Here is a 19,781-nt window from a genome sequence, read left to right as displayed (position 1 = left end):
TCTCCTTGGAGTGCGGTCTCAAAGAAGTAACCCATAAAACCGTTGAATATAATTTCATTATGGATTAGGAATGTTAACCAATGGATATCAATCGCATTCGTTACTTTTTATCTGTAGTAAAAACCGGCAGCATCACTAAAGCGGCGGAACTTCATCATATTTCCGCCCCCGCATTATCAAAGGCCATCAAAGTTTTTGAAAGGGAGCTGGATGAAAAACTTCTGTTACCCGATGGACGCGGTATATTGCTCACTGATCGCGCCCGCGCTTTGGCTCCTGCTTTGGAAGAAGTGGTCAAAAAACTTGATGGCATCATTAATAAAGCTGATTTGTTTGGTTCTTTTGCCGGTGAATTGAAGCCTTTAAGAATTGCGACGTTTGAAGTTTTTTCGACGCACTTTATGGAGCGCATTTTAAGTAACACGTTTAGTGGACGATCTTTCCTGATTCATGAACTGACGCCCGGCCGGATGGAGCAGGCGGTAGCTGGGCGTGAAGCCGACTTCGCTATCACGTACATTCCGGTTCCGCATCCCGAGCTGGATCACCTGCGCGTGCAGGCGATTGAAATGGGGATTTTCGGTCTTAAGAATAAGTTCAACGAACATGCTGAAGATGTTCCTTTTGTAAGTCCCATTGGTCCTATCGAAGGTTCACCGAACAGGGTTCGTGGTTTGGACGGCTGGCCTGAAGAGGCGTTTCCACGCCACATTCGTTATCGTGTTGGAATGCTTGAAACAGCTCTGGGAATCTGCCGTCGCGGTCTGGCGGTCGCTTACATTCCAAAATTTATTGCGAAGATGCATAACGAGATCGTGAAGCCTGAATTTGCGTTAGAAGAAAAATCTCTGCCACGTCGTTTTCCGCGCAGAAAAGAATATGTGTACCTAGTGAAAAGAAAAACGGATTTAGAAGACGAAGCCGCCAAAAAACTGGGGGCCGCACTCAGACGCTATTGTTCGTCATAGTCTTGGAATACAGCGTATTTAGAATCAGCGGCGGCGGTCACTTGTCCCTTGAGGCTTGTCGTTTTAGTAACCTTCGCAACGGATTCGTGATTAGGAAGTAGATTTTTTGTAGACCTATAAATCATCCACGCTAGCTGCGCACCCAAAGGTATCATCATAGGAGCAGTTTGAAGATTGCATGATGATTTCGCAGACCTGTTTGAAAGAGGTCCCGCTTCTCAGATTCACAGTCACAAAGACGTGGTAGCCTTCGTAATTTTGATTGCTGGCGAACAGATGAATTCGATCTAAAACTGCCTTTTCGCCGCGATGAAGCCCTTTTGACAGTATGACACTTTTTGCGCGCTCTTCGCATTTTGGTTCCGCAGCAGAGGCTCCGGAGTGCCCGCCAAATAGTATTAAAGTGATTACCAAAGCTAAAATCTGCTTCATAAAGTCCTCGCTATTATAATTGCGTTTTTATCTGCAATTTTTCCGCCGAAGTCAAAAGACGCAGTAAGTTCAGTATACCTTGATGAGTTGTCATCAAGATTGACACAATCTTATCCAATAAACTGCTATTTCACCGGTCACATAGATTCGCAATTTCATATTATTGTATGCTGCTGACATGGAAAAGAATCTTGGTGATGGCAAAAATGCTGTAAACGCTCTATTAGGTAAAATCATTCAAGAAATTAATTTCAAAATTGGTTCTGGATGGACGTTCGAACAACTTTTGGATTCTATCTTCGAATCGTTAGAGATTCTTATACCTTATGACAGAATTGGAATCGCCCTGGTGGAAGAGGAAGGACAGAGCATACGCTTAGTGTGGGTTCGATCTCGCGTTGCGGTAGCGTCCTTAAGAAAAGACTACTCCGCCAAGTTAGCGGGCAGCAGCTTAAAGAAAATTATTGATACGGGTTCTCCACGAATAATAAACGATTTGGAGAAATATCAAAAAGAACATCCTGAATCAAATTCGACTCAGCGGATATTAAAGGATGGAATTCGCTCAAGCTTGACCTGTCCTCTTCGAGCTCAAAACAAGGCTGTTGGCGTGGTCTTTTTTTCCAGTTGTCGGAAGAATACGTATGATGAAACACATATTGAAGTCTTTAGCTCGATTGCAGATGAGTTGTCGATCGTAGTGGAGCAAGCTCGTCTAAAAAACTATTTTACCGAGATCGAATCACGGGAAAAACAATTTTCAAAGGTGCTTCACGATTTGCGTTCGCCGTTAAGTGTGATTCAAGGATATCTTGATTTTGCCGTCAGTGAGGACTGGTATGATTCATTGCCCTCCAGGATCAAAGAAATCTGTACTATTTTAAAAAAGAATGCCATTTCTATGACGGTTTTATTGGATGAAATATCTAATATTAAGAACTTTAAGGAAGTAGCGTCATCATTGAACTACAAAAGTGTTCATCTCCATGAGTTTTGTATGGAGGCCGCTTCTGCCGGAAAAATATTGGCAATGAGCAAGGATATAAAGCTACAAGTATCTCTTGCAGAGGGACTTCCGGAAGTTGTCCTTATGGATCCTCATCGTATCCGCAGAGTTCTCGATAATCTATTTACGAATGCGGTTAAGTTTTCATTACGGCGAACTCACGTTGGATTTTCAGTATGGACTGATTCCGATCGACTGTTTTTCTCTGTCGCGGATCAAGGACAAGGAATTCGTAAAGAAGATCTTTCTAAGTTGTTCAGGGATTTTGGAACCACCAGTACTTTACCGAGCGAAGGGGAAAGGAGTTCCGGTCTTGGCCTTTCTATAGCAAAGTCCATACTGGTTGAACATGGTGGTGATATTAAAGCAGAGTCACAATTCGGTGAAGGATCCACATTTACTTTCTGGATACCTCTTAAGTTGCCTTAAAAATGACCTTCAGGAGGAAGCTTGGAATTGCGAGGTCTCACTTCGGAAGAAGCTCGACGGAGGCATCTAAAGTTTGGACCGAACGAAATACCTTCGTATCAAAGTCATGGTTTTTTGAGACTTGTAATTGAAATTTTAAAAGAACCTATGACAATTCTGCTGGCTGCCTGCGGGATACTTTATGCATTTATCGGTGAAAGGCAAGACGCCTTTGTCTTGCTCGGTTTTTGGGGCCTAATTGTATTTATCACTCTTTATCAAGAAGGAAAGACGGAGCATGCCCTAGAGTCCCTGCGAGATCTTTCAAGTCCTCGAGCCATAGTCATCAGAGCTGGTTCCGTGGAAAGAGTTCCTGCTCGGGAGCTTGTCGTTGGCGACCTTGTACAACTACGGGCGGGGGATATCGTTCCTGCGGATGTCGTATTACGAGAGCCGTTTCAAATTCAGGTAGACGAATCCCTTCTTACGGGAGAATCCTTTTCGGTAAGAAAAGATGTCAATGATCCAGCCTGGGCGGGCACCATCGTTGTGCAAGGACAAGCCCTGGCAGAGGTCACATCAATCGGTACAGAAACAAAATTGGGTCAGATCGGAAAAGTTCTGAAGTCAGCACGGCGCGCAGAGACTCCCTTAAAAAAAGAAACCCAGCGCGTTGTCAAAATTCTGACAGTGTTTTCAGTTCTTCTGAGTATTTTGACTGGAGTAGTTTACGTTCTTTTTCATGAAGACCTTGCCAGCGGTGTTCTTGTTGGATTGACACTCGCGATGGCTATTTTACCTAACGAGATCCCCGCAGTATTGACGATTTTTCTTTCATTAGGAACAAGACGATTATCGCAAAAACACGTTCTAACTCGTAAGATAAGCGCCGTCGATAGCATTGGGGCGGTGAGTGTTTTGTGCGTGGATAAAACCGGAACGTTGACAATGAATAAAATGACAGTTCAAAGAAAAGTCACTTCGTTTTACGCTCAAGTCTCAGAACTAGATCTTCTGCGAACGGCATCCTTAGCAAGTAATTTAAAAACTTTCGACCCTATGGAAAGGGCTATCGAGGAAGCATATCAAGGTCAAGAAAAACCCCTTCAACTTGTTTTGCAGTACCAATGGTCTCCCGAACTCTTTGCTATGAGTAACCTTTGGCGTTCTGTTGATTCAAAGATGTTGATGATTGCAACAAAGGGAGCCCCCGAAGCCGTTTTAAAAATGTGTCGACTTCCCTCGGCTCTTGAGATTGAAGTTAATGCGAAGGTCGATGAACTTGCGGCACAAGGTCTGCGTGTGCTCGCGATCGCGCAAGGTGCATGCAATGAAAATGAGTTGCCAGCTAATCAGATTGATCTACCCCTTGAGTTTCTAGGGCTCTTGGGTTTTTCTGACCCTGTAAGGCCCGGCGTTGCGGATGCCGTCAAAGAGTGCCATGAGGCGGGAATACGTGTGATCATGATGACGGGAGATCATGCCAAAACAGCAGCTACGGTGGCAGAAGAAATCGGCCTGCGTCAGTCGCAGAAAATTCTTAGTGGTTCTGATCTGGAAAAAATGACGGACACTGAGTTGAAAGAACAACTCAATGAATCAAATTGTTTTTCCCGTATGCTCCCAGAACAGAAACTCAGAATCGTTAAAGCCCTTCAAGAACGGGGAGAGGTGGTCGCTATGACAGGCGACGGAGTGAACGATGCGCCCGCGCTGGCTGCAGCACAGGTGGGAATTGCCATGGGACAAAAGGGGACTGATGTGGCCCGTGAAGCGGCTTCGATTGTGTTGTTAGACGACGATTTTACGACCATTGTAAAGGGGATTCGTATAGGACGGAGAATTTATGATAACCTTCAGGCAGCCATTGGCTATCTTACTGCCGTTCATATTCCTATAGCAGGTATTTCGGTTCTTCCTGTTTTACTGAATCTTCCAATCATTCTTATGCCGGTGCACGTCGCGTTCTTACATCTTTTAATTGAACCGACGTGTTCTCTTGTTTTTGAAGCTGAGCCCGGCTCGACGAATATCATGCGAAGAAATCCGCGAAGAGAAGATCAGCCCATTTTTTCCGGAAAAGCCATGGCTCCGGCCGTTGTGCAAGGTCTGATTATCTTCTCCATAATCTTTTTTGTTTTTCTATATTCTCTGAAGCGGGGGCGCGGAGAGCTAGATTCGCGTGCGTTGGGTTTTACAGTCTTGTTCTTTTCAAATCTGGCACTCGTATTTATGAATAGAAGCTGGATGCGTGAAATGGACTGGAAAGGCTTTTCGCGTAACAGGTTCCTTTGGCCTGTTGTAATTTCATCTTTGGTCGTTCTGTTACTTGTGCTTTATGTCCCTTTTTTTCGCGGACTATTTCACTTCTCTTTCTTACATGCACAGGATCTTTTGCTTTCATTGTTTGCATCTATTGTTGGAGTATTTTGTTTTGAATTTTGGAAACGCTTCTCTTTCAAAAAAAAAATGTGATTGGTTTGCAAACACCTATTCGATCGGCTTAATTTGTGCGAAACCTATTGAGATGGAGGAGTTATGGCAGGCCTTACATACGACTATTCTGGGAAAGTAGTTCTTGTCACGGGAGCTGGCTCGGGAATTGGAAGAGCCTCCGCCATAGCCTTTGCTCAGGAAGGTGCTTGGGTTGCGGTGTCGGATAAGAGCGAGGAAGGTGGCATAGAAACTGTTCGCTTGATTGTGCAAAATGGGGGAGAAGCCGTCTTTTTTCCGTGCGATGTTTCAAACCCTGTAGCCGTTAAAACTCTTGCCGAACACGTCGAAAAGCGTATGGGACCGATTTCTCATGCCTTTAACAATGCGGGTATCGAAGGGGAACAGGCTTTCGTTACAGACGCTACTGAGGAAAACTGGAACAAAGTCATTGATGTTAATCTGCGCAGTATTTGGCTTTGTATGAAGTATGAAATCCCCAGCATGATCAAAGGTGGAGGAGGTGCGATTGTGAATTGTTCCTCTATTGCTGGCTTGGTTGGATTCAAGGCGATTCCTGCTTATGTAGCCAGCAAGCACGGAGTCATCGGACTGACGAAAAATGCGGCCTTAGAGTATGCGTCTCAAAATATCAGAGTGAATGCGGTCTGTCCTGGAGTCATACAAACACCTATGGTCGACCGATTTACCAAAGGAGACCCAGTGGCTCTCGAAGAGTTAAAAAGGTCTACGCCCATGGGGCGTGTCGGCTCTCCTGAAGAAATTGCTGCGGCGGTGGTTTGGCTTTGTTCAGATCAAGCCTCATTTGTCACCGGCCATGCACTGGTCGCTGATGGTGGATGGATGGCACAGTAGTTCATTCAATAATCGGAATCGGGCATCGACAAGACCGCTGTTCCGTTTATGCGGTCCATTTTCAAGTCGAGAAGAGCTTTGTTAGCGTCTTGAAGACGGTAGATTTGAACTTTAGGCAAGATGTTATATTGAAAAGCTTTCTGTAAGAACTCGACGCCATCGTGTCTTGTATTAGCCGTTACGGACCGTAAATCCCTTTCATAAAAAAGATGTGTTTCGTATTCAAGCTGTGGAATGGGCGAAAGATGTATACCAGCCACGGCGAGCGTTCCACCTCTCTTCAATGCGGAAAGAGTTTGTGGAACGAGGTCACCAGCGGGGGCAAAAAGAATGGCACAGTCCACTGTTTCTGAAAGATCAGCAGTTGAATCACCGGCCCAGACGGCTCCTAACTCCAAGGCGAGCTTTTGGTGATTTTTAGCTCGAGTTACAACAGATACTTTTCCACCTTGGGCAACAACTAATTGCAACATCAGGTGAGCTGAAGAACCGAAACCAATCAACAAAAGATGTTGACCAAGCTCGAAGTTACTTCTTTTTAAGGCGCGATACCCAACGATACCTGCGCATAAAAGGGGAGAAATTTGAAATTGGTTCGCGTCTTTAGGAAGAGGGTAAACGAATTTTTCTGCAGCTACCATGTATTCGGAATAACCTCCTTGAAGATTATATCCAGTGAATTGAGGCTGTAGACAAAGATTCTCTTTATCTGTTTGGCAGTAAATACAAGTGCCACATGTTCTACCTAACCAAGCAACGCCAACCCAGTCGCCTACACTGATGAAGTTGCAGTGCCTTCCAACTTTTGTCACAACTCCCGTAGCTTGATGTCCAGGGATCACTGGCATTGTTGATGGATTGAGGTCTCCTTCAATAACGTGAATGTCCGTGCGGCAAACGGCACAGCAGAGTACTTTAATCAAAACCTCGTCGGGACCAGGCTCCGGTATTTCGACATCCGTCAATTGAAGGGGATTGTATTCGATCATCGCATGGCTTTTTAGGATCATCGCTTTCACTAAAGACCTCCACCCTTGTGATATTTCATTTCCGTGAAATTCTCGCAACATGCTTCTTTGCACTTGCGAGTACATTTTTCACCTGAAGTATTTTAATTCATCCATAATATTTTGGGGGGAAGCCAATGCCTAGAAAGGACTTTCGCGTCGTCTTGACAGGAGGGCCCGGTGGAGGAAAAACCACCGCTGCAGATTTATATCGACGTGAATTAGGAGAGCGCGTAGTCATTGTACCTGAAGCCGCGACTCTTCTTTACTCCGGAGGATTTCCACGGTCCTTGCGACAGGACGTAAAAAAGGTCACACAAAAAGCAATCTATCAGGTGCAGGTCTGTTTGGAAGATGCCCAGGCGGCAGAATATGAAGACAGAATTCTACTTTGCGACCGAGGAACAGTAGACGGAGCCGCTTATTGGCCGGGAGAATCCAACGATTTTTTTGAAAGCTTAAGCACCAGTCTTCAAGCAGAGTTGACTCGCTATGATGTCGTCCTTTTTTTTGAAACTGCTGCTGTCGGCGGCATATCAATCGAAGGTGGTAATCCAATGCGCATTGAAACTTTGGAGAAGGCTATTGAAATCAACCAAAGACTTTTATCTTTGTGGTCACAGCACAAAAACTTTGTGTTTATTGCTCACGATAAGTCCTTTCTAAAAAAAGTGGACTCGGGACTCTTTGCTATGCAAAGAGTGGTCGATGCGTACTTAAAGACACGTTAATTGTACTTCTGTATTGATGCATTCTCCCTCGAAAGTTCAGGCGTTTAATGGATTCAATTAATAACATTAGGGGAGGGGGAAACTCTATGTATATTCTAGTAAGGTTTGCATTCCTATTTGTCTTATTAGTGACTTCGACGGTGTTTGCAAGGGATGTTCTTTTGGATGTTAGAACTCCCGAAGAGTTTTCTGAAAGCCACCTTCCAGGCGCAATAAATATTGATGTTTTAAACAGTAATTTCTCGGAACGAGTGTCGGCATTAAATAAAGACGATAGTTATAAAGTTTACTGCAAATTTGGCAAGCGGGCCACGCTAGCCGTTACGATTATGAGGGACCAAGGATTTAAAAAGCTGACCGATCTTGGCGGTTATGAAGAAGCTCAAGTAACACTCAAGATGAAACCCGGTCGTTGAAGGATCTTATGATTGAAAAATCTGTTCTATTAGCTGATGACATAGCAAATACATCTGAAGAAGGGCGATCACGGTCTCATATACTGAGAGCCATCGCAGCAGAAATAAGCCAACGACTGAAGCTCCCTTTGAGGGTTATTTTTGTCGAAAACCTAGAAGGACGGCTTTTTCGTAGACCCGTGGTCGAAGAGGTTAAAGCAAAAGATAAAGAATCGATGGGACTTCTAGAAGTCGACATGGCTCATTATCCCGTAAAATCAAAAATCTTTTTAAAAGAAGGAGACCCTGTTACTCATATTCTTTCTGAAGAAAAGATCGACGATTTACTCGAAATGATCGTGATGGGTTCTCAAGGCAAGCATGGAATTGCAAAAGCGCTTCTGGGGAGTACGTCAGAAGAAGTTTTAAGACGAGCGGCAACCCCCATCCTGATTGTGGGACCCGAAGCACAAAGACTTCATTTCGAATTCCCAGAAGAGGGGGTTTTAAGAATTTTACTGCTAACCGATCTCTCTTCCGCCAGCGTGCGCGCAGAAGACTATGCGGCGTCTTTAGCTCGGAAGCTGAATGCGCGACTGACGATTTGCAATTCACCGGGACACGAAATTTATCACTTGAAACAAATGCTATACTCGCGCAACGTAGTCCCCACGTCTGTAGATTCCATGTTTGAAGAAATAGGCAAGGATGCAGAAAAGCTGTTAAGTGATAAGGTGGAGGAGTATAAAAAGATAAACGCAGATGTGGAAGCACTGTTTCTCAAAGAAGAAGCGAATCTGGAAGATGTCCTGGCAAAGAAGGCTGAAGGTGCTTACGATTTAATTGTGATGGGCACCCACAGCCGAAATAGATTTCTCACAACTTTTCTAGGAAGCACCGCCCGCAACGTTATTTTAAAATCTCCGATACCGGTAATTATTTGTCGTAGCGTCATCAGAGGTTTGTAGGGAAGGGACCGAGTATCCCTCCAGATAATGGTTTATCCAAGAATAGCCTGCGCCAGTTCCTTTTGTGGCGTTTTCAACAAGTCCTTAGGAACCCAGTCGGTGACTCTCTTTAGTAGAGTCTGGCTCATCTCGTGTCGGATTTTTCCAAGAAAGTCTGGCTCAGCGAATACTGTTAGCGATTGAAAAGAATCATTTTCCAGCTCTTTGGATAACATCTCGGAAATCTCTCGTGCAAATTGGATTGCCGCCTGTTCTTGTGGGTCGCTTCTTTTCGTTACACTGTAGCCTATAGATGCAATTTTTCCTATCGACTTGACGCCGCGTCCGGCTTTTTTTCTAATAAGGTCACTTTTTTTTTCGTGAGACAACGGATTTTCAAAAGAGTGTATCTTGCGAACTCTTTCAATGCCCTCTGATTTCACGAAAATTTTTGCTTCTCGTTGATTTGCGACTAAAAACCACTCCATAAGTTTTACCTCCAATAAGTTAGCTATTTTTAAAAGAGTTTGAGTTCCACTTTTGATTTAATTTTCGGGATATTGTTCTTCGACTGACGCCTAGTATTTCTGCCGCTCGTCCTTGATGGTAATTTACGGACTCAAGGACGTAATGAACATAAGTATTCTGAAGATTTTCTAAATTCGGAAGATCCTTAAAAATGTCTCCCAAAGAAAATGTCTGGTTTTCTTCGGTTTCGGGTAGTTCCTTCACGCCTATAATATTTCTATTTAGGTTTAAAACCACAGCTCTTTCGATATAGTTTTCAAGTTCCCGAATATTGCCTGACCAGGGACGGTTTATAAGATGTTTTATGGCGTCTTCAGAAAACTTCACAGAGATTCGGTTTGAATACTTTTCGGAAATAATTGTTATAAACTTATTTATCAGATTAGGGATATCCTCTTTGCGTTCACGCAAGGGCGGCAGAGTGATGGGAATTACATTGAGACGGTAATAAAGGTCTTCGCGGAATTTACCTTCTTTTATCTCCTGCTTTAGATTCTTATGAGTTGCCGAGATGATATTAAATTCCACTTTATATTCGGACGTAGCGCCAACTGGTCGCACTGTTCTTTCTTGAAGAACCCGCAACAGTTTCGATTGCAAATGAAGAGGAAGATCACCGATTTCGTCTAAAAAAACGGTTCCGCCTTTAGCAGCCTCAAAAATGCCTTTGTAGTCATTCACGGCACCGGTAAAAGAGCCTCTCCGATGACCAAACAATTCCGACTCAAATAGAGCTTCGGGAATGGCGGAACAGTTCACCGCCAGGAGGGGGCGGCTTGCGCGGGGACTCAGCCGATGAATAGTTCTTGCCAGCATTTCTTTTCCCGTGCCGCTTTCGCCCTGAATAAGAATATTGGCGTCTGTCTGCGCAATTCTTGGCAACGAGTTTATCAGGCGTTGCAGCTGTATGTTATGAGATTGAAAATCTTGACTCAGTACTTGAGACATAGGTCCTCCGACCTCAGTGGCTGAGTCTGAGCTTAGTACAATTTTTCTGGAGTTTTGAAGTTACAAATGGGATGCGGTCAGAGGCTCACGAAATGTCGTAAGCCTCAATCATTTTAGTGCACCGGGATTTGCTTTTGTTTGGTCGTTACATTTTTGGGAATTGTCAGTGTGAGGACGCCATTATCAAATTTTGCATCCACTCTTTTCTCGTCAATGCTGCTTGGTAAAGTAAATGTTCTTTGATAGGAACCGTACTGGATTTCCGACAGGTGTGTCTTTTTTGTATCCTTCTTTTTCTCATCTCGGCGTTCTGCTGAAACCGTGATTTGATTATTGTCGACCTCAACCTTCACTTGTTCTTTATTTACACCCGGAAGGTCAAATGTCATCACATAATTGTTGTCTTCCTCGGATATCTCGCAGGAAGGGGAAAATTCAAACTGACTTAAACTGCCTTTACGCATGTTCATCAATTCATTCAGAATTCTCTCAAACGGATCGTCCATTTGGGAAAAACTTTTGAATGGACTTAAACTGCGGTTATCGAACCATTTTTGTAGATTGCTTGCCATCACGTGCCTCCTTGATAATCAGATTTTTGATTTATGATAGCAAAGTCGGTGCCAACTGAATTGGAGCCTTTAAGGAATGTCAGTGACAACTTGACATTTTGACTAGACAACTTGTCCAAATTATTTGAAGGAACGTGCCTTTACTTTTCTTCCATCTGATATCAGATCGCTAGGAAAGAGTATGACAAGATCTCCTTCTTTTAAACCGCTGGAAACCACTGCGGCGGTGTCGGTTTTGACTTCGAGTTTTACGATTCTTAGACGCGCTCTATTTTTTTCAAGAGTGTAGACCGCCCAAGAATCCTCATCTTTAAAAAGAGCCCCGGCGGGGACGGTGAGTACATTATTTCTTTGTGAAATTATAAAGTGTACTTCCACGTGAAAGTTGTCCCCTATAGATGAGGGGGGATTCTTTAAAAACTTTAAATATACAGGTGTTTTTTCTTCTTCTATTCCCAGAGCGGACAGTTTTACAAATCCCGCCCGACTGATTCGCCGTACCTTTGCGGGAAGTGGAGGTTCCATGCCAAAAGCATCTATGTAAGCACGCGTTCCCTCATTCAATCTCACGGCATCCGTCGTCAATGCTTCCACAACGACTTCAAGGTTTATCGGGTCTATGATGTCAACTAAAGGCTCGCCACGAGCCACGGGACCAGCAGAGTCACGATAAATTTTTGAAATTATTCCGTCTACGGGACTTACGATACTCTTGTGAAGGTCCCAATGCAGAGTCGTGATTTTTTGGTTCTTGGAGACAGGATCACCTACTTTGAGATCGATTCTGTCTAAGTCGCCCGTAGTAAAAGCGGTGACCGTGAACTTTGTGGTCGAACGTACGACCCCATCAAGAGTCAAAATTTCTTCGAAAGATTTCTTTTGTACTGATACAATCTCAACCTCGACGGCTTTCGTACGGAACAAAAGCCATAGGCTCAGTCCGGCAACACAGAATAAAAGTCCATAGATGAACGGAGCTAGAAGGGTCTTTGCCTTTTTCATCTTCAGTCCCTCGCCTTCAATGCTTCAGTCATGTTTAAGCGGGTGATGCTTTTTCGTACGTATATACCGATGACAGTGTAGGACAGCACGACAACGACTATGGCCAGGGCATAGGTAGATGGAAGAATGATCAACGGAAAGGCCATAGTTTCAGAATGAATAAGGCGGGTGCTTAAAAGAGACAGATAGTATCCAAGAATGCATCCCGGCCCCAGTGCAACAAGAACTTGCGCTCCTATCTCTAGAAACAGAATTTGGAAAATTTCAGAGTTCTTGAACCCCATGATTTTCATACTAGCAAGCTCCCAAGATTTCTCTGAAATATTTATGCGTGACATGTTGAATAAAACCGAGCACGTAATGGATATGGCAAAACCAATGAGTATCGTCTTAAAGACGGTGATCATTTCTGCAACTGTGCGATTGAAACTTTGTAAGAGAAGACTTTTTACTTGAACGGATAAAACTTCCGGGGCGGATTTTAGACGCACATAAATGCTCCCAACTTTTTTGGGGTCCACTTTAAGATAAACACTGTCAATCGCAGACTCTTCATGAAGCCAACGCTGAAGATCTGACTTGGTTGCATAAACAGCGGCTCCAACCATATCGTCAACAAAGCCACCCACGACCGCAGAAAAAGGCTTGTGGCTCTTGTCAGATATTTCAAGAGTGACGCGGTCTCCGAACGTCAGGTCGTATTTTTCTTTGTAATAACGTGTAAGGAGAACTGTTCCCGGCAAAGGACGAATAAGATTTCCTGTTACAGAAAGAGCGCGTCGCAGCTGAGGGTTTTCTTGTGTCGTAATGACCGCTGTATTTTGACGGATATTTCTAAAAATCATCTTGACCCCCACGATACGCGCGCCTTCGACCATCTCGACCCCTGGAATACGCAAAAGTTCACTCACCACTTCCTTTTTTCTTGGGTGAACGAAGCGCACTTCGAGATCCTCTCGGCTGGCCTCGCGGAATTGACGATGAATAAAAAAGCTGACGACGTCTCCCCAGAACGTTCCATTGATAAGAATGGCGACGGCGGCCGCGAGCCCCAGAACCGATAGAGATGTACGTATGGGGCGGGCCAAAAGATCCCTTAAAATAATTTTGGTCAGTGTCTTTTTTTGAGTGGTAAAAAGAGTCTGAGCCCGTGTCATTTGAAAATTCAATGTGGTCAACGGCCGCATGGCTTCAGCGGGTTGAAGTCGAAAGATCGACCTGAGTGCATTTAAGACTACAAGCCAACCAGGAATGAAGCTGACAGAAATGGCTATTATGAATGCGATGGGGGAGACAGAAAATTCGATGCTAGGGAAACGAAAGTATTGTCGATACAAAGATGCATACCAAAGACCGATTCCTTGCGCAAAAAGAAAGCCAGGAATGAGTCCTGCGCTCAAAATAACTGTGACAAGCTTCCAATAGTGCAGAGCAACTGACGACGAAGCATAACCCAACGATTTTAGTGTCGCGATCTGTGGACGCTGGATACTGATAAGACGATGCAAGACCGTATGTAAAATGAAGATAGCCACCAATATGAAAATAGTAGGAACGACATAGGACATAGATCTTTGCTGGCGAATTTCATCTTGTACAAACATATTGCTGATCTGTTGGCTTCGGTCGTAGGCGCCGATTCCCCCGTAGGGAGCAAGAATCAGATCGACATTTCTTATAATACCCGGGATGTCTTTATCTCGACGACTCTTGATGACGATGCCGTTGAAGGCCTCCTGGAGCCCGGTGATTTCCTCTAATGCACTTTCAAGCATCCAAAGAACAGCAAAGTGACGATCGTCAGGAAATGGTGCTAGAGGATTGAGTGCATAAACATATTCCGGAGATATAGCAATACCGGAAACCTGCAGCTTTCGACGTTGTCCTTTGATGTTGATAAAAAAGATGTCTCCGGCCTTCAGTTTATGAACTAAAGCGAAGCTTTCATGCACCAACACTTCCGTGCTCGAACCGACTTCAGGCCAGCGGCCTCCACGCAAATGGATTCGGTTCAGTCCAAGTGTTTTCGGGATCGAGATCACGAGCCCGAGTGCGGGCTCGTTTTGGGACTCAAGATCAATTAGGCCTGAAGCTGTGATGCGACTTTCGGCAAAATCTACGCCCGGTAAGTTCTGAATCTGCGTTAACACGAAGGAGGGAGCACGCACCACCTCTGCAAAAATATCACTGAATTCATAGCTCTGATAAAATTCATCACGGGCTTTCGAGAGCGAAACATAGGCGCTCCAAGAAGCGGTGAGTAGTGCAATTCCACAGGATAGCAAAACTGCCATGGAAAAAATCTGAAGCTTTAGTGAGCCTAGGTCGCGCAGCAGTTTTGTATTTAAAGGTTTCACCAGTAAACCTCATCTATAGAGATCTTTTTTTCGTTGATCCGCTCCTTTAAGATTTTTCCGTCTCCAAGATAAAGAACTCTGTCTGCCAGATCGGCAATGGCCGAGTTGTGGGTGATAACGATCACCAGTGTACCAAGTTCTCTGTGCACTTGTTGAATAGCCAATAAGACCATTTTTCCTGTCTGTAGGTCCAAGGCGCCAGTAGGCTCATCACAAAGAAGAATTTTGGGTTTCTTCGCGATGGCACGAGCGATGGCGACCCGTTGTTGTTCTCCCCCAGAAAGTTGAGATGGAAAAAAAAATTGTCTTTCTTTCAAGCCTACCAAAGTCAAAGCGTTTGCTGATGTCATCGGGTCTTCGCAAATATCTGTTACAAGATCTACATTTTCGGCGGCGGTCAAATTCGGAATTAAATTGTAAAACTGAAAAACAAAACCTACGTTCTCGCGACGAAATAAGGTGAGTTCTTCGGCGGTGCCGTTGCTTAAGGTTTTGTTTTCGAAAACAACTTCTCCTGAGGTCGGCACATCCAATCCTCCAAGAATATTAAGCAACGTGGATTTACCACTGCCGGACGCCCCAAGAAGCACAACGAATTCGCTATCATTGAAATTTAAATTAATTCCCCGGAGTGCTTGTATCTGAATCTCTCCCATTGTGTAGTCTTTTGTCAGACCACGACATGCTAAGAGAGGCGCTTTCGTCATATCAATCCTTGTACCCTTCGGATCGCCCTACGACTTCGTCAATTTTAATACGGTAAATAACGGCTCTTTCTAATAGGGCAGAGAAGTCTATTTCTAAAGAAGAACCGCCAAATTTCTGATGTGTTAAATTCATGTTTTTAATGAGGTCCCGCATCATCTGATTTGCATCTTGCTCGCTGCATTCTTCAAATTGTCCCCATGCGATAACGCTCTTCCATTTTATTGCGCTCTCAGTAACTTCGGTTTGCAAACAGACCCGGGGATGTTCTCTCATTGCTTCCAGTTTACTTCCCTCTAAAGAATGACTGTAAATGTTTTTATCTTTGTAAAGAAAATTAATGGGAAGGATCATCATCCTGTCTTTCTTCTGAAAGCCCAGGTGGCCGAAACTGGCTTTTTTTAAGATATTCAGACAATCAGCTTCCGGAATGGTATTTAGATGGCTGTGATAAGTATTCATGTAACACCTTTATCGACTGGCATTTCCTGGTATTTCGTAGTTACGCAAATATTCGTAGAGTTCTTGTTTGTCCTCGCCGTATCCTACTATACTCTGCATTTCTTCGAGGGCCTTAAACATGATATTTAAACGTCGGTTGTCGGCTGCAACAATCCTTTGCGTTAGTTGATTCACGTCACCAGTCTTGAATTTTTTTATCGCGGCTTCTTTGAAGAGAAGAGATTTCATCTGTCCAATTTCTTTTCTAATCTGCATTGAATCTGCATAGGTTTTTAAGTAAAGACGGTTTAGGCGGATTCTTTGATCTTCTGTGAGATTGGGAGCAGAAGAAAATACGTCGGCGGCTCTTTGAACAATATCTTCTGGAGTATTTGCTGGCTTTTCCTCCTGAATTTTACGATCCAGTTCCGCCTCGTTGTAGGAGGGCATGGTTTGACAGCCAACGCATATCAGGATTGAGGTCATTAATAGGAATGGTTTCGACATTGCTTGCTCCTTCTATCATTGAAAGAGCAAGTTGTAAGCCACTCCCAAAATGTTCCTGTGTTTATTGAGGTCCTAGAGAGGACAACTTGTCTTTCCGTTGTGACTTTTCGTCTTAATGTTTTCAAAAAGTTTGCAGGAATTAGATCAATTAAGAGTTCTTGTTTTTGAACAATCTGTATTTCAATTAAATGATCCTTTAAGACGAAGTGGCCTGATATGTTTTAGATGCATTGAGAAAGTAACGTATCTGAACGACCAGAAGGAAACTGAATTGGTTAACTGAACAAAGCCTGGGATTTCCAGGTAGATAAGGAGGAACTGTGCAACTTCGAATCGCAGAGAGTAGTTCGCGTGTACAATTAAATACCAAACCTGCCATCAACGAAAAAATTCGACAGGCGACAATCGACAGGTTGAACTTTACAGGATTTGATGTTGATGCCATTGAGCAGCGTCTCGCCGAGTTGGAACGTGAATGGGATATTGAGAGAGTGATTGAAGCAAATGCTTCAAGTATTGTCCTCGCAGGCCTCACGTTGGGTGCTACAGTTAACAAACGTTGGTTTTTATTACCCGCAGTTGTGGCTGGTTTCTTATTGCAGCATGCGGTTCAAGGTTGGTGTCCGCCTGTGCCGGTCTTAAGAAGACTTGGTTTTAGAACCCAACGTGAGATCGACAATGAGCGATGTATACTTCTGGCTCGCCGAGGTGACTTTGAGAAAATTAATAACCGCTCAACTCGTGAAGCAATTGAAGCTTTGGAGAGTAATATCAGCCGATAATACGAAATTTTGAAAACTAAAAACGTTTCGAGTGAAAATTTATTATTGGGGGTCTTATGATGTGTATTCAAAAATTATGGATCTTTGTTTTTTCTTTTTTTGTTTTATTTCTTGGGAATGAAGTCGCTTTTGCGAACGGAGCCTTTCACAAACGGCCTTATAGTGTGAAGTTCATTGATGAGATGAGCGCCCATCACGAAGGTGGTATCAAAATGGCAGAGATGGCCATCGCGAAGGCCTATCACTCCAAGTTGAAACATATGGCTCAAATGATGAAAAAGGATCAACAGGAAGAACTGATGAAGCTTCAAGAATGGCGAAGACGTTGGTATTCGTCGAGCCCTGAATATACATATAATGGTGCAGAGATGGATATGTCTAAGTTGGAACGCTTGAGTGGGCTGGAATTTGATATCGCGTTTTTGGATTCCATGATCATGCACCATCCCGGCGCCATATTTCTAGGGAATGAAGCGGCAGTACGATCCGAAAGATCTGCTATACGAAATTTAGGAAAAAGAATTGCCAAGGCTCAGGAAACCGAACTGAACGAAATGCGAGCTCTGAGAGATAGATGGGCAATAGATTAGTTAAATCCACAGGTTTGAAACGGGTTCCTAGAAGGGGAGTGCCGAATGTGGCAGCTGGGACATTCTGTTTAGTGCATTGAGATTATTTGTCCCGATGGAGGAGTCATTTTATGCAACTTCGATTTCTGGGGGCCGCACAAACTGTTACGGGATCGAAATATCTACTCACCATTAAAAACAAAAATATTTTGATCGATTGCGGCTTGTTCCAGGGTCTTAAAGATCTTCGACTTAAGAACTGGGAACCTTTCTTAGTAGATCCGAAGTCGATTGATGCGATCTTACTGACCCATGCGCATATCGATCACTCTGGTTATATTCCAAGACTCATTAAAGAGGGATTTCAGGGGCCTGTTTATTGTACCGAGGCGACGTTGGACCTCTGCCGCATTCTTCTTCCTGATGCGGGATACCTACAAGAAGAGGACGCTGAGTTTCTTAACCGCAAGAAGCTATCCAAACACAATCCTGCACTTCCACTCTTTACGAAACTAGAAGCTGAAAAATCCCTGGAATATTTTCACCCCCAGCCTTTCGATAAAGAATTCGAGGTTGTCCCAGGCACTAAAGTGCGTTTCTTATATTCAGGCCATATTTTGGGATCAGCGATTGTCGTCGTATCTGTAGGTGACAGAAAAATCGCATTCTCTGGGGATGTTGGACGACAGCAAGACGTCATTCTTCGCCCACCAGTTTCGATTCCTGAAGTCGACTACCTGGTCGTCGAATCGACTTATGGCAATCGTCAACACGGTCAATCCAATCCCGAGGCTGCTCTAGAAAGAGTTATTAATGACGCCGCCAAAAGACATGGTGTCGTTATCATTCCAGCCTTTACTGTCGGAAGGGCCCAGACTCTCATGTATCACCTTTCTGTCCTCAAGAGATCGCGACGCATTCCCAATATTCCGATGTATCTCAATAGCCCAATGGCCTCTAATGTCACCGGACTCTTTTGCGACTATCGACAACTTCATAAGCTTTCAGATGAACAATGCCGTGAAACTTGTGAAGTCGTTCGGTATGTAAAGACAGTTGAGGAATCAAAGGCTCTCAACGAGAGAAAGGGGCCTATGGTTATTATTTCTGCCAGCGGCATGGCTACCGGCGGAAGAATTCTTCACCATCTAAAAGCCTTCGCTCCAGATCCTAAGAATCACATTTTGCTCGCTGGTTTTCAGGCCGCCGGAACAAGGGGCCGACAGATCCAAGATGGAGCAAAAGAGATTAAGATCTTTCGCGAGTTCATTCCTGTGCGCGCACAAGTCGACGTACTTGAAAACATGTCCGCACACGCTGATTACACTGAGATCATTCAATGGCTGGATAAATCCAATATTCATCCAAAGAAGGTTTTTATAACTCACGGCGAACCCGAAGCTGCCGAATCTTTGAAGGGTCATCTCAGCAATCGATTCGGATGGTCTTGCGAAGTGCCGAAGCACGAGCAAACTTATGATTTGGAAGGCACATGAGCGCGTCTCCTATTATATGTGACATCGAATGTTCCTGTCAGCATCTGAAACACGACACAAAGCTCGTCGTTCTTACGGGAGGACCCGGTGCTGGTAAAACGGCAGTCCTTGAAATGATAAAGAAAATGCTTTGTGAACATGTCGCCATACTTCCGGAGTCCGCTTCCATTATTTTTGGAGGAGGCTTCTGGCGTCTAGAAACGCCCACAGGAAAAGCTGCAGCCCAGAAGGCTATTTTTCACATTCAGCGTGATATGGAAGAATTGGTTCTCAACGAAAAGAAATGGGCCCTGGGTCTCTGCGATCGAGGGACCCTTGACGGAGTCGCTTACTGGCCCTCTGAAGAAGAGACGTTTTGGTCCACTTTGAGAACATCAAAAGATATTGAATACAGCCGATACCAAGCGGTCATCCACTTGAGAGCCCCCAGCGAAACTCACGGATACAACCACCAAAATCCTTTGAGAATCGAAACGGCCTTACAGGCGCAAAGTATCGATGAGAAAATTCATCGGATTTGGTCTGGGCATCCGAAGTATCACCAAGTCGAATCTTCAGCAAACTTCATGGAAAAAGCTAATAGAGCAATTCAACTTATTAGCCAAGAGCTTCCCGAGTGCTGCAAGAAGGGTCTCGTGGAATTTGCAAGAGCTGGAGGCACGAGGTGAAAG

21 protein-coding genes are annotated in these 19,781 nt (G+C 44.2%); 11 read left to right on the top strand and 10 right to left on the bottom strand.

Features of this window, described 5'->3' with window-relative positions:
- Positions 1 to 80 precede the first annotated feature (80 nt).
- Complete coding sequence (locus AZI87_RS01650) at positions 81 to 968, top strand: LysR family transcriptional regulator (RefSeq protein WP_063204706.1); 888 nt, start codon at positions 81 to 83, stop codon at positions 966 to 968.
- Here AZI87_RS01650 and AZI87_RS18070 read toward each other — a convergent pair.
- Positions 953 to 1,126 carry a hypothetical protein gene (locus tag AZI87_RS18070; protein WP_155722477.1) on the bottom strand — a complete coding sequence of 58 codons (174 nt, stop codon included), beginning with the start codon at positions 1,124 to 1,126 and terminating at the stop codon, positions 953 to 955. The two genes, AZI87_RS01650 and AZI87_RS18070, sit on opposite strands and share 16 nt — an antisense overlap.
- Before the next feature lie 452 nt (positions 1,127 to 1,578).
- Here AZI87_RS18070 and AZI87_RS01640 point away from each other — a divergent pair, with 452 nt between their 5' ends.
- From AZI87_RS01640 to AZI87_RS01630, 3 genes are all read left to right on the top strand, one after another.
- Positions 1,579 to 2,835: a GAF domain-containing sensor histidine kinase gene (locus AZI87_RS01640; RefSeq protein ID WP_063204704.1), complete on the top strand. Its 1,257-nt coding sequence runs from the start codon at positions 1,579 to 1,581 to the stop codon at positions 2,833 to 2,835.
- A gap of 21 nt (positions 2,836 to 2,856) precedes the next feature.
- Complete coding sequence (locus AZI87_RS01635; RefSeq protein ID WP_081112097.1) at positions 2,857 to 5,289, top strand: cation-translocating P-type ATPase; 2,433 nt, start codon at positions 2,857 to 2,859, stop codon at positions 5,287 to 5,289.
- A 63-nt stretch (positions 5,290 to 5,352) separates the two neighbouring features.
- Positions 5,353 to 6,123: an SDR family oxidoreductase gene (locus AZI87_RS01630; RefSeq protein ID WP_063204702.1), complete on the top strand. Its 771-nt coding sequence runs from the start codon at positions 5,353 to 5,355 to the stop codon at positions 6,121 to 6,123.
- Positions 6,124 to 6,128: 5 nt separating this feature from the next.
- On the opposite strand, the gene AZI87_RS01625 is transcribed toward AZI87_RS01630, so the two are convergent.
- Positions 6,129 to 7,133: a zinc-dependent alcohol dehydrogenase family protein gene (locus AZI87_RS01625; protein ID WP_155722534.1), complete on the bottom strand. Its 1,005-nt coding sequence runs from the start codon at positions 7,131 to 7,133 to the stop codon at positions 6,129 to 6,131.
- 134 nt (positions 7,134 to 7,267) lie between these two features.
- Between AZI87_RS01625 and AZI87_RS01620 the strand changes: the two genes are divergently transcribed.
- From AZI87_RS01620 to AZI87_RS01610, 3 genes are all read left to right on the top strand, one after another.
- Positions 7,268 to 7,861 carry an AAA family ATPase gene (locus tag AZI87_RS01620; protein WP_063204700.1) on the top strand — a complete coding sequence of 198 codons (594 nt, stop codon included), beginning with the start codon at positions 7,268 to 7,270 and terminating at the stop codon, positions 7,859 to 7,861.
- Positions 7,862 to 7,947: 86 nt separating this feature from the next.
- Positions 7,948 to 8,277, top strand: coding sequence for a rhodanese-like domain-containing protein (locus AZI87_RS01615; protein WP_063204699.1), 330 nt, complete (start codon positions 7,948 to 7,950; stop codon positions 8,275 to 8,277).
- Between the two features lie 8 nt (positions 8,278 to 8,285).
- Complete coding sequence (locus AZI87_RS01610; protein ID WP_063204698.1) at positions 8,286 to 9,224, top strand: universal stress protein; 939 nt, start codon at positions 8,286 to 8,288, stop codon at positions 9,222 to 9,224.
- Between the two features lie 32 nt (positions 9,225 to 9,256).
- Here AZI87_RS01610 and AZI87_RS01605 read toward each other — a convergent pair whose 3' ends face one another.
- The 8 genes from AZI87_RS01605 to AZI87_RS01570 all read right to left on the bottom strand — a co-directional run bounded on the left by AZI87_RS01605 (position 9,257) and on the right by AZI87_RS01570 (position 16,263).
- Entirely contained in the window at positions 9,257 to 9,691 is a 435-nt protein-coding gene (locus AZI87_RS01605; protein ID WP_063204697.1) for a host attachment protein, read from the bottom strand.
- 19 nt (positions 9,692 to 9,710) lie between these two features.
- Positions 9,711 to 10,679: a sigma-54 interaction domain-containing protein gene (locus AZI87_RS01600; RefSeq protein ID WP_063204696.1), complete on the bottom strand. Its 969-nt coding sequence runs from the start codon at positions 10,677 to 10,679 to the stop codon at positions 9,711 to 9,713.
- Positions 10,680 to 10,792: 113 nt separating this feature from the next.
- Positions 10,793 to 11,251, bottom strand: coding sequence for an Hsp20/alpha crystallin family protein (locus AZI87_RS01595; protein ID WP_063204695.1), 459 nt, complete (start codon positions 11,249 to 11,251; stop codon positions 10,793 to 10,795).
- Between the two features lie 120 nt (positions 11,252 to 11,371).
- Complete coding sequence (locus AZI87_RS01590; RefSeq protein WP_063204694.1) at positions 11,372 to 12,253, bottom strand: efflux RND transporter periplasmic adaptor subunit; 882 nt, start codon at positions 12,251 to 12,253, stop codon at positions 11,372 to 11,374.
- Between the two features lie 2 nt (positions 12,254 to 12,255).
- Positions 12,256 to 14,547 carry an ABC transporter permease gene (locus AZI87_RS01585; RefSeq protein WP_155722476.1) on the bottom strand — a complete coding sequence of 764 codons (2,292 nt, stop codon included), beginning with the start codon at positions 14,545 to 14,547 and terminating at the stop codon, positions 12,256 to 12,258.
- Positions 14,548 to 14,606: 59 nt separating this feature from the next.
- Complete coding sequence (locus AZI87_RS01580) at positions 14,607 to 15,317, bottom strand: ABC transporter ATP-binding protein (RefSeq protein WP_063204692.1); 711 nt, start codon at positions 15,315 to 15,317, stop codon at positions 14,607 to 14,609.
- Position 15,318: 1 nt separating this feature from the next.
- Entirely contained in the window at positions 15,319 to 15,777 is a 459-nt protein-coding gene (locus tag AZI87_RS01575) for a pyridoxamine 5'-phosphate oxidase family protein (protein ID WP_063204691.1), read from the bottom strand.
- A 9-nt stretch (positions 15,778 to 15,786) separates the two neighbouring features.
- Positions 15,787 to 16,263 (bottom strand): hypothetical protein, encoded by a 477-nt coding sequence (locus AZI87_RS01570; RefSeq protein WP_063204690.1) that lies wholly within the window; start codon positions 16,261 to 16,263, stop codon positions 15,787 to 15,789.
- 320 nt (positions 16,264 to 16,583) lie between these two features.
- On the opposite strand from AZI87_RS01570, the gene AZI87_RS01565 reads away from it, so the two are divergent.
- From AZI87_RS01565 to AZI87_RS01550, 4 genes are all read left to right on the top strand, one after another.
- Complete coding sequence (locus tag AZI87_RS01565) at positions 16,584 to 17,045, top strand: YgaP-like transmembrane domain (RefSeq protein WP_216635243.1); 462 nt, start codon at positions 16,584 to 16,586, stop codon at positions 17,043 to 17,045.
- A 56-nt stretch (positions 17,046 to 17,101) separates the two neighbouring features.
- Entirely contained in the window at positions 17,102 to 17,635 is a 534-nt protein-coding gene (locus AZI87_RS01560) for a DUF305 domain-containing protein (RefSeq protein WP_063204689.1), read from the top strand.
- 110 nt (positions 17,636 to 17,745) lie between these two features.
- Complete coding sequence (locus AZI87_RS01555; RefSeq protein WP_063204688.1) at positions 17,746 to 19,110, top strand: MBL fold metallo-hydrolase; 1,365 nt, start codon at positions 17,746 to 17,748, stop codon at positions 19,108 to 19,110.
- Positions 19,107 to 19,778: an AAA family ATPase gene (locus AZI87_RS01550; protein ID WP_081112095.1), complete on the top strand. Its 672-nt coding sequence runs from the start codon at positions 19,107 to 19,109 to the stop codon at positions 19,776 to 19,778. The genes AZI87_RS01555 and AZI87_RS01550 overlap by 4 nt, the downstream gene beginning before the upstream one ends.
- The last annotated feature ends 3 nt before the right edge of the window (positions 19,779 to 19,781 follow it).

This window comes from Bdellovibrio bacteriovorus, assembly GCF_001592745.1.
Lineage (GTDB): Bacteria > Bdellovibrionota > Bdellovibrionia > Bdellovibrionales > Bdellovibrionaceae > Bdellovibrio > Bdellovibrio bacteriovorus_B.
Note: the sequence above shows the minus strand (reverse complement) of the source record. Positions and strands in the feature narration are given on the sequence as shown.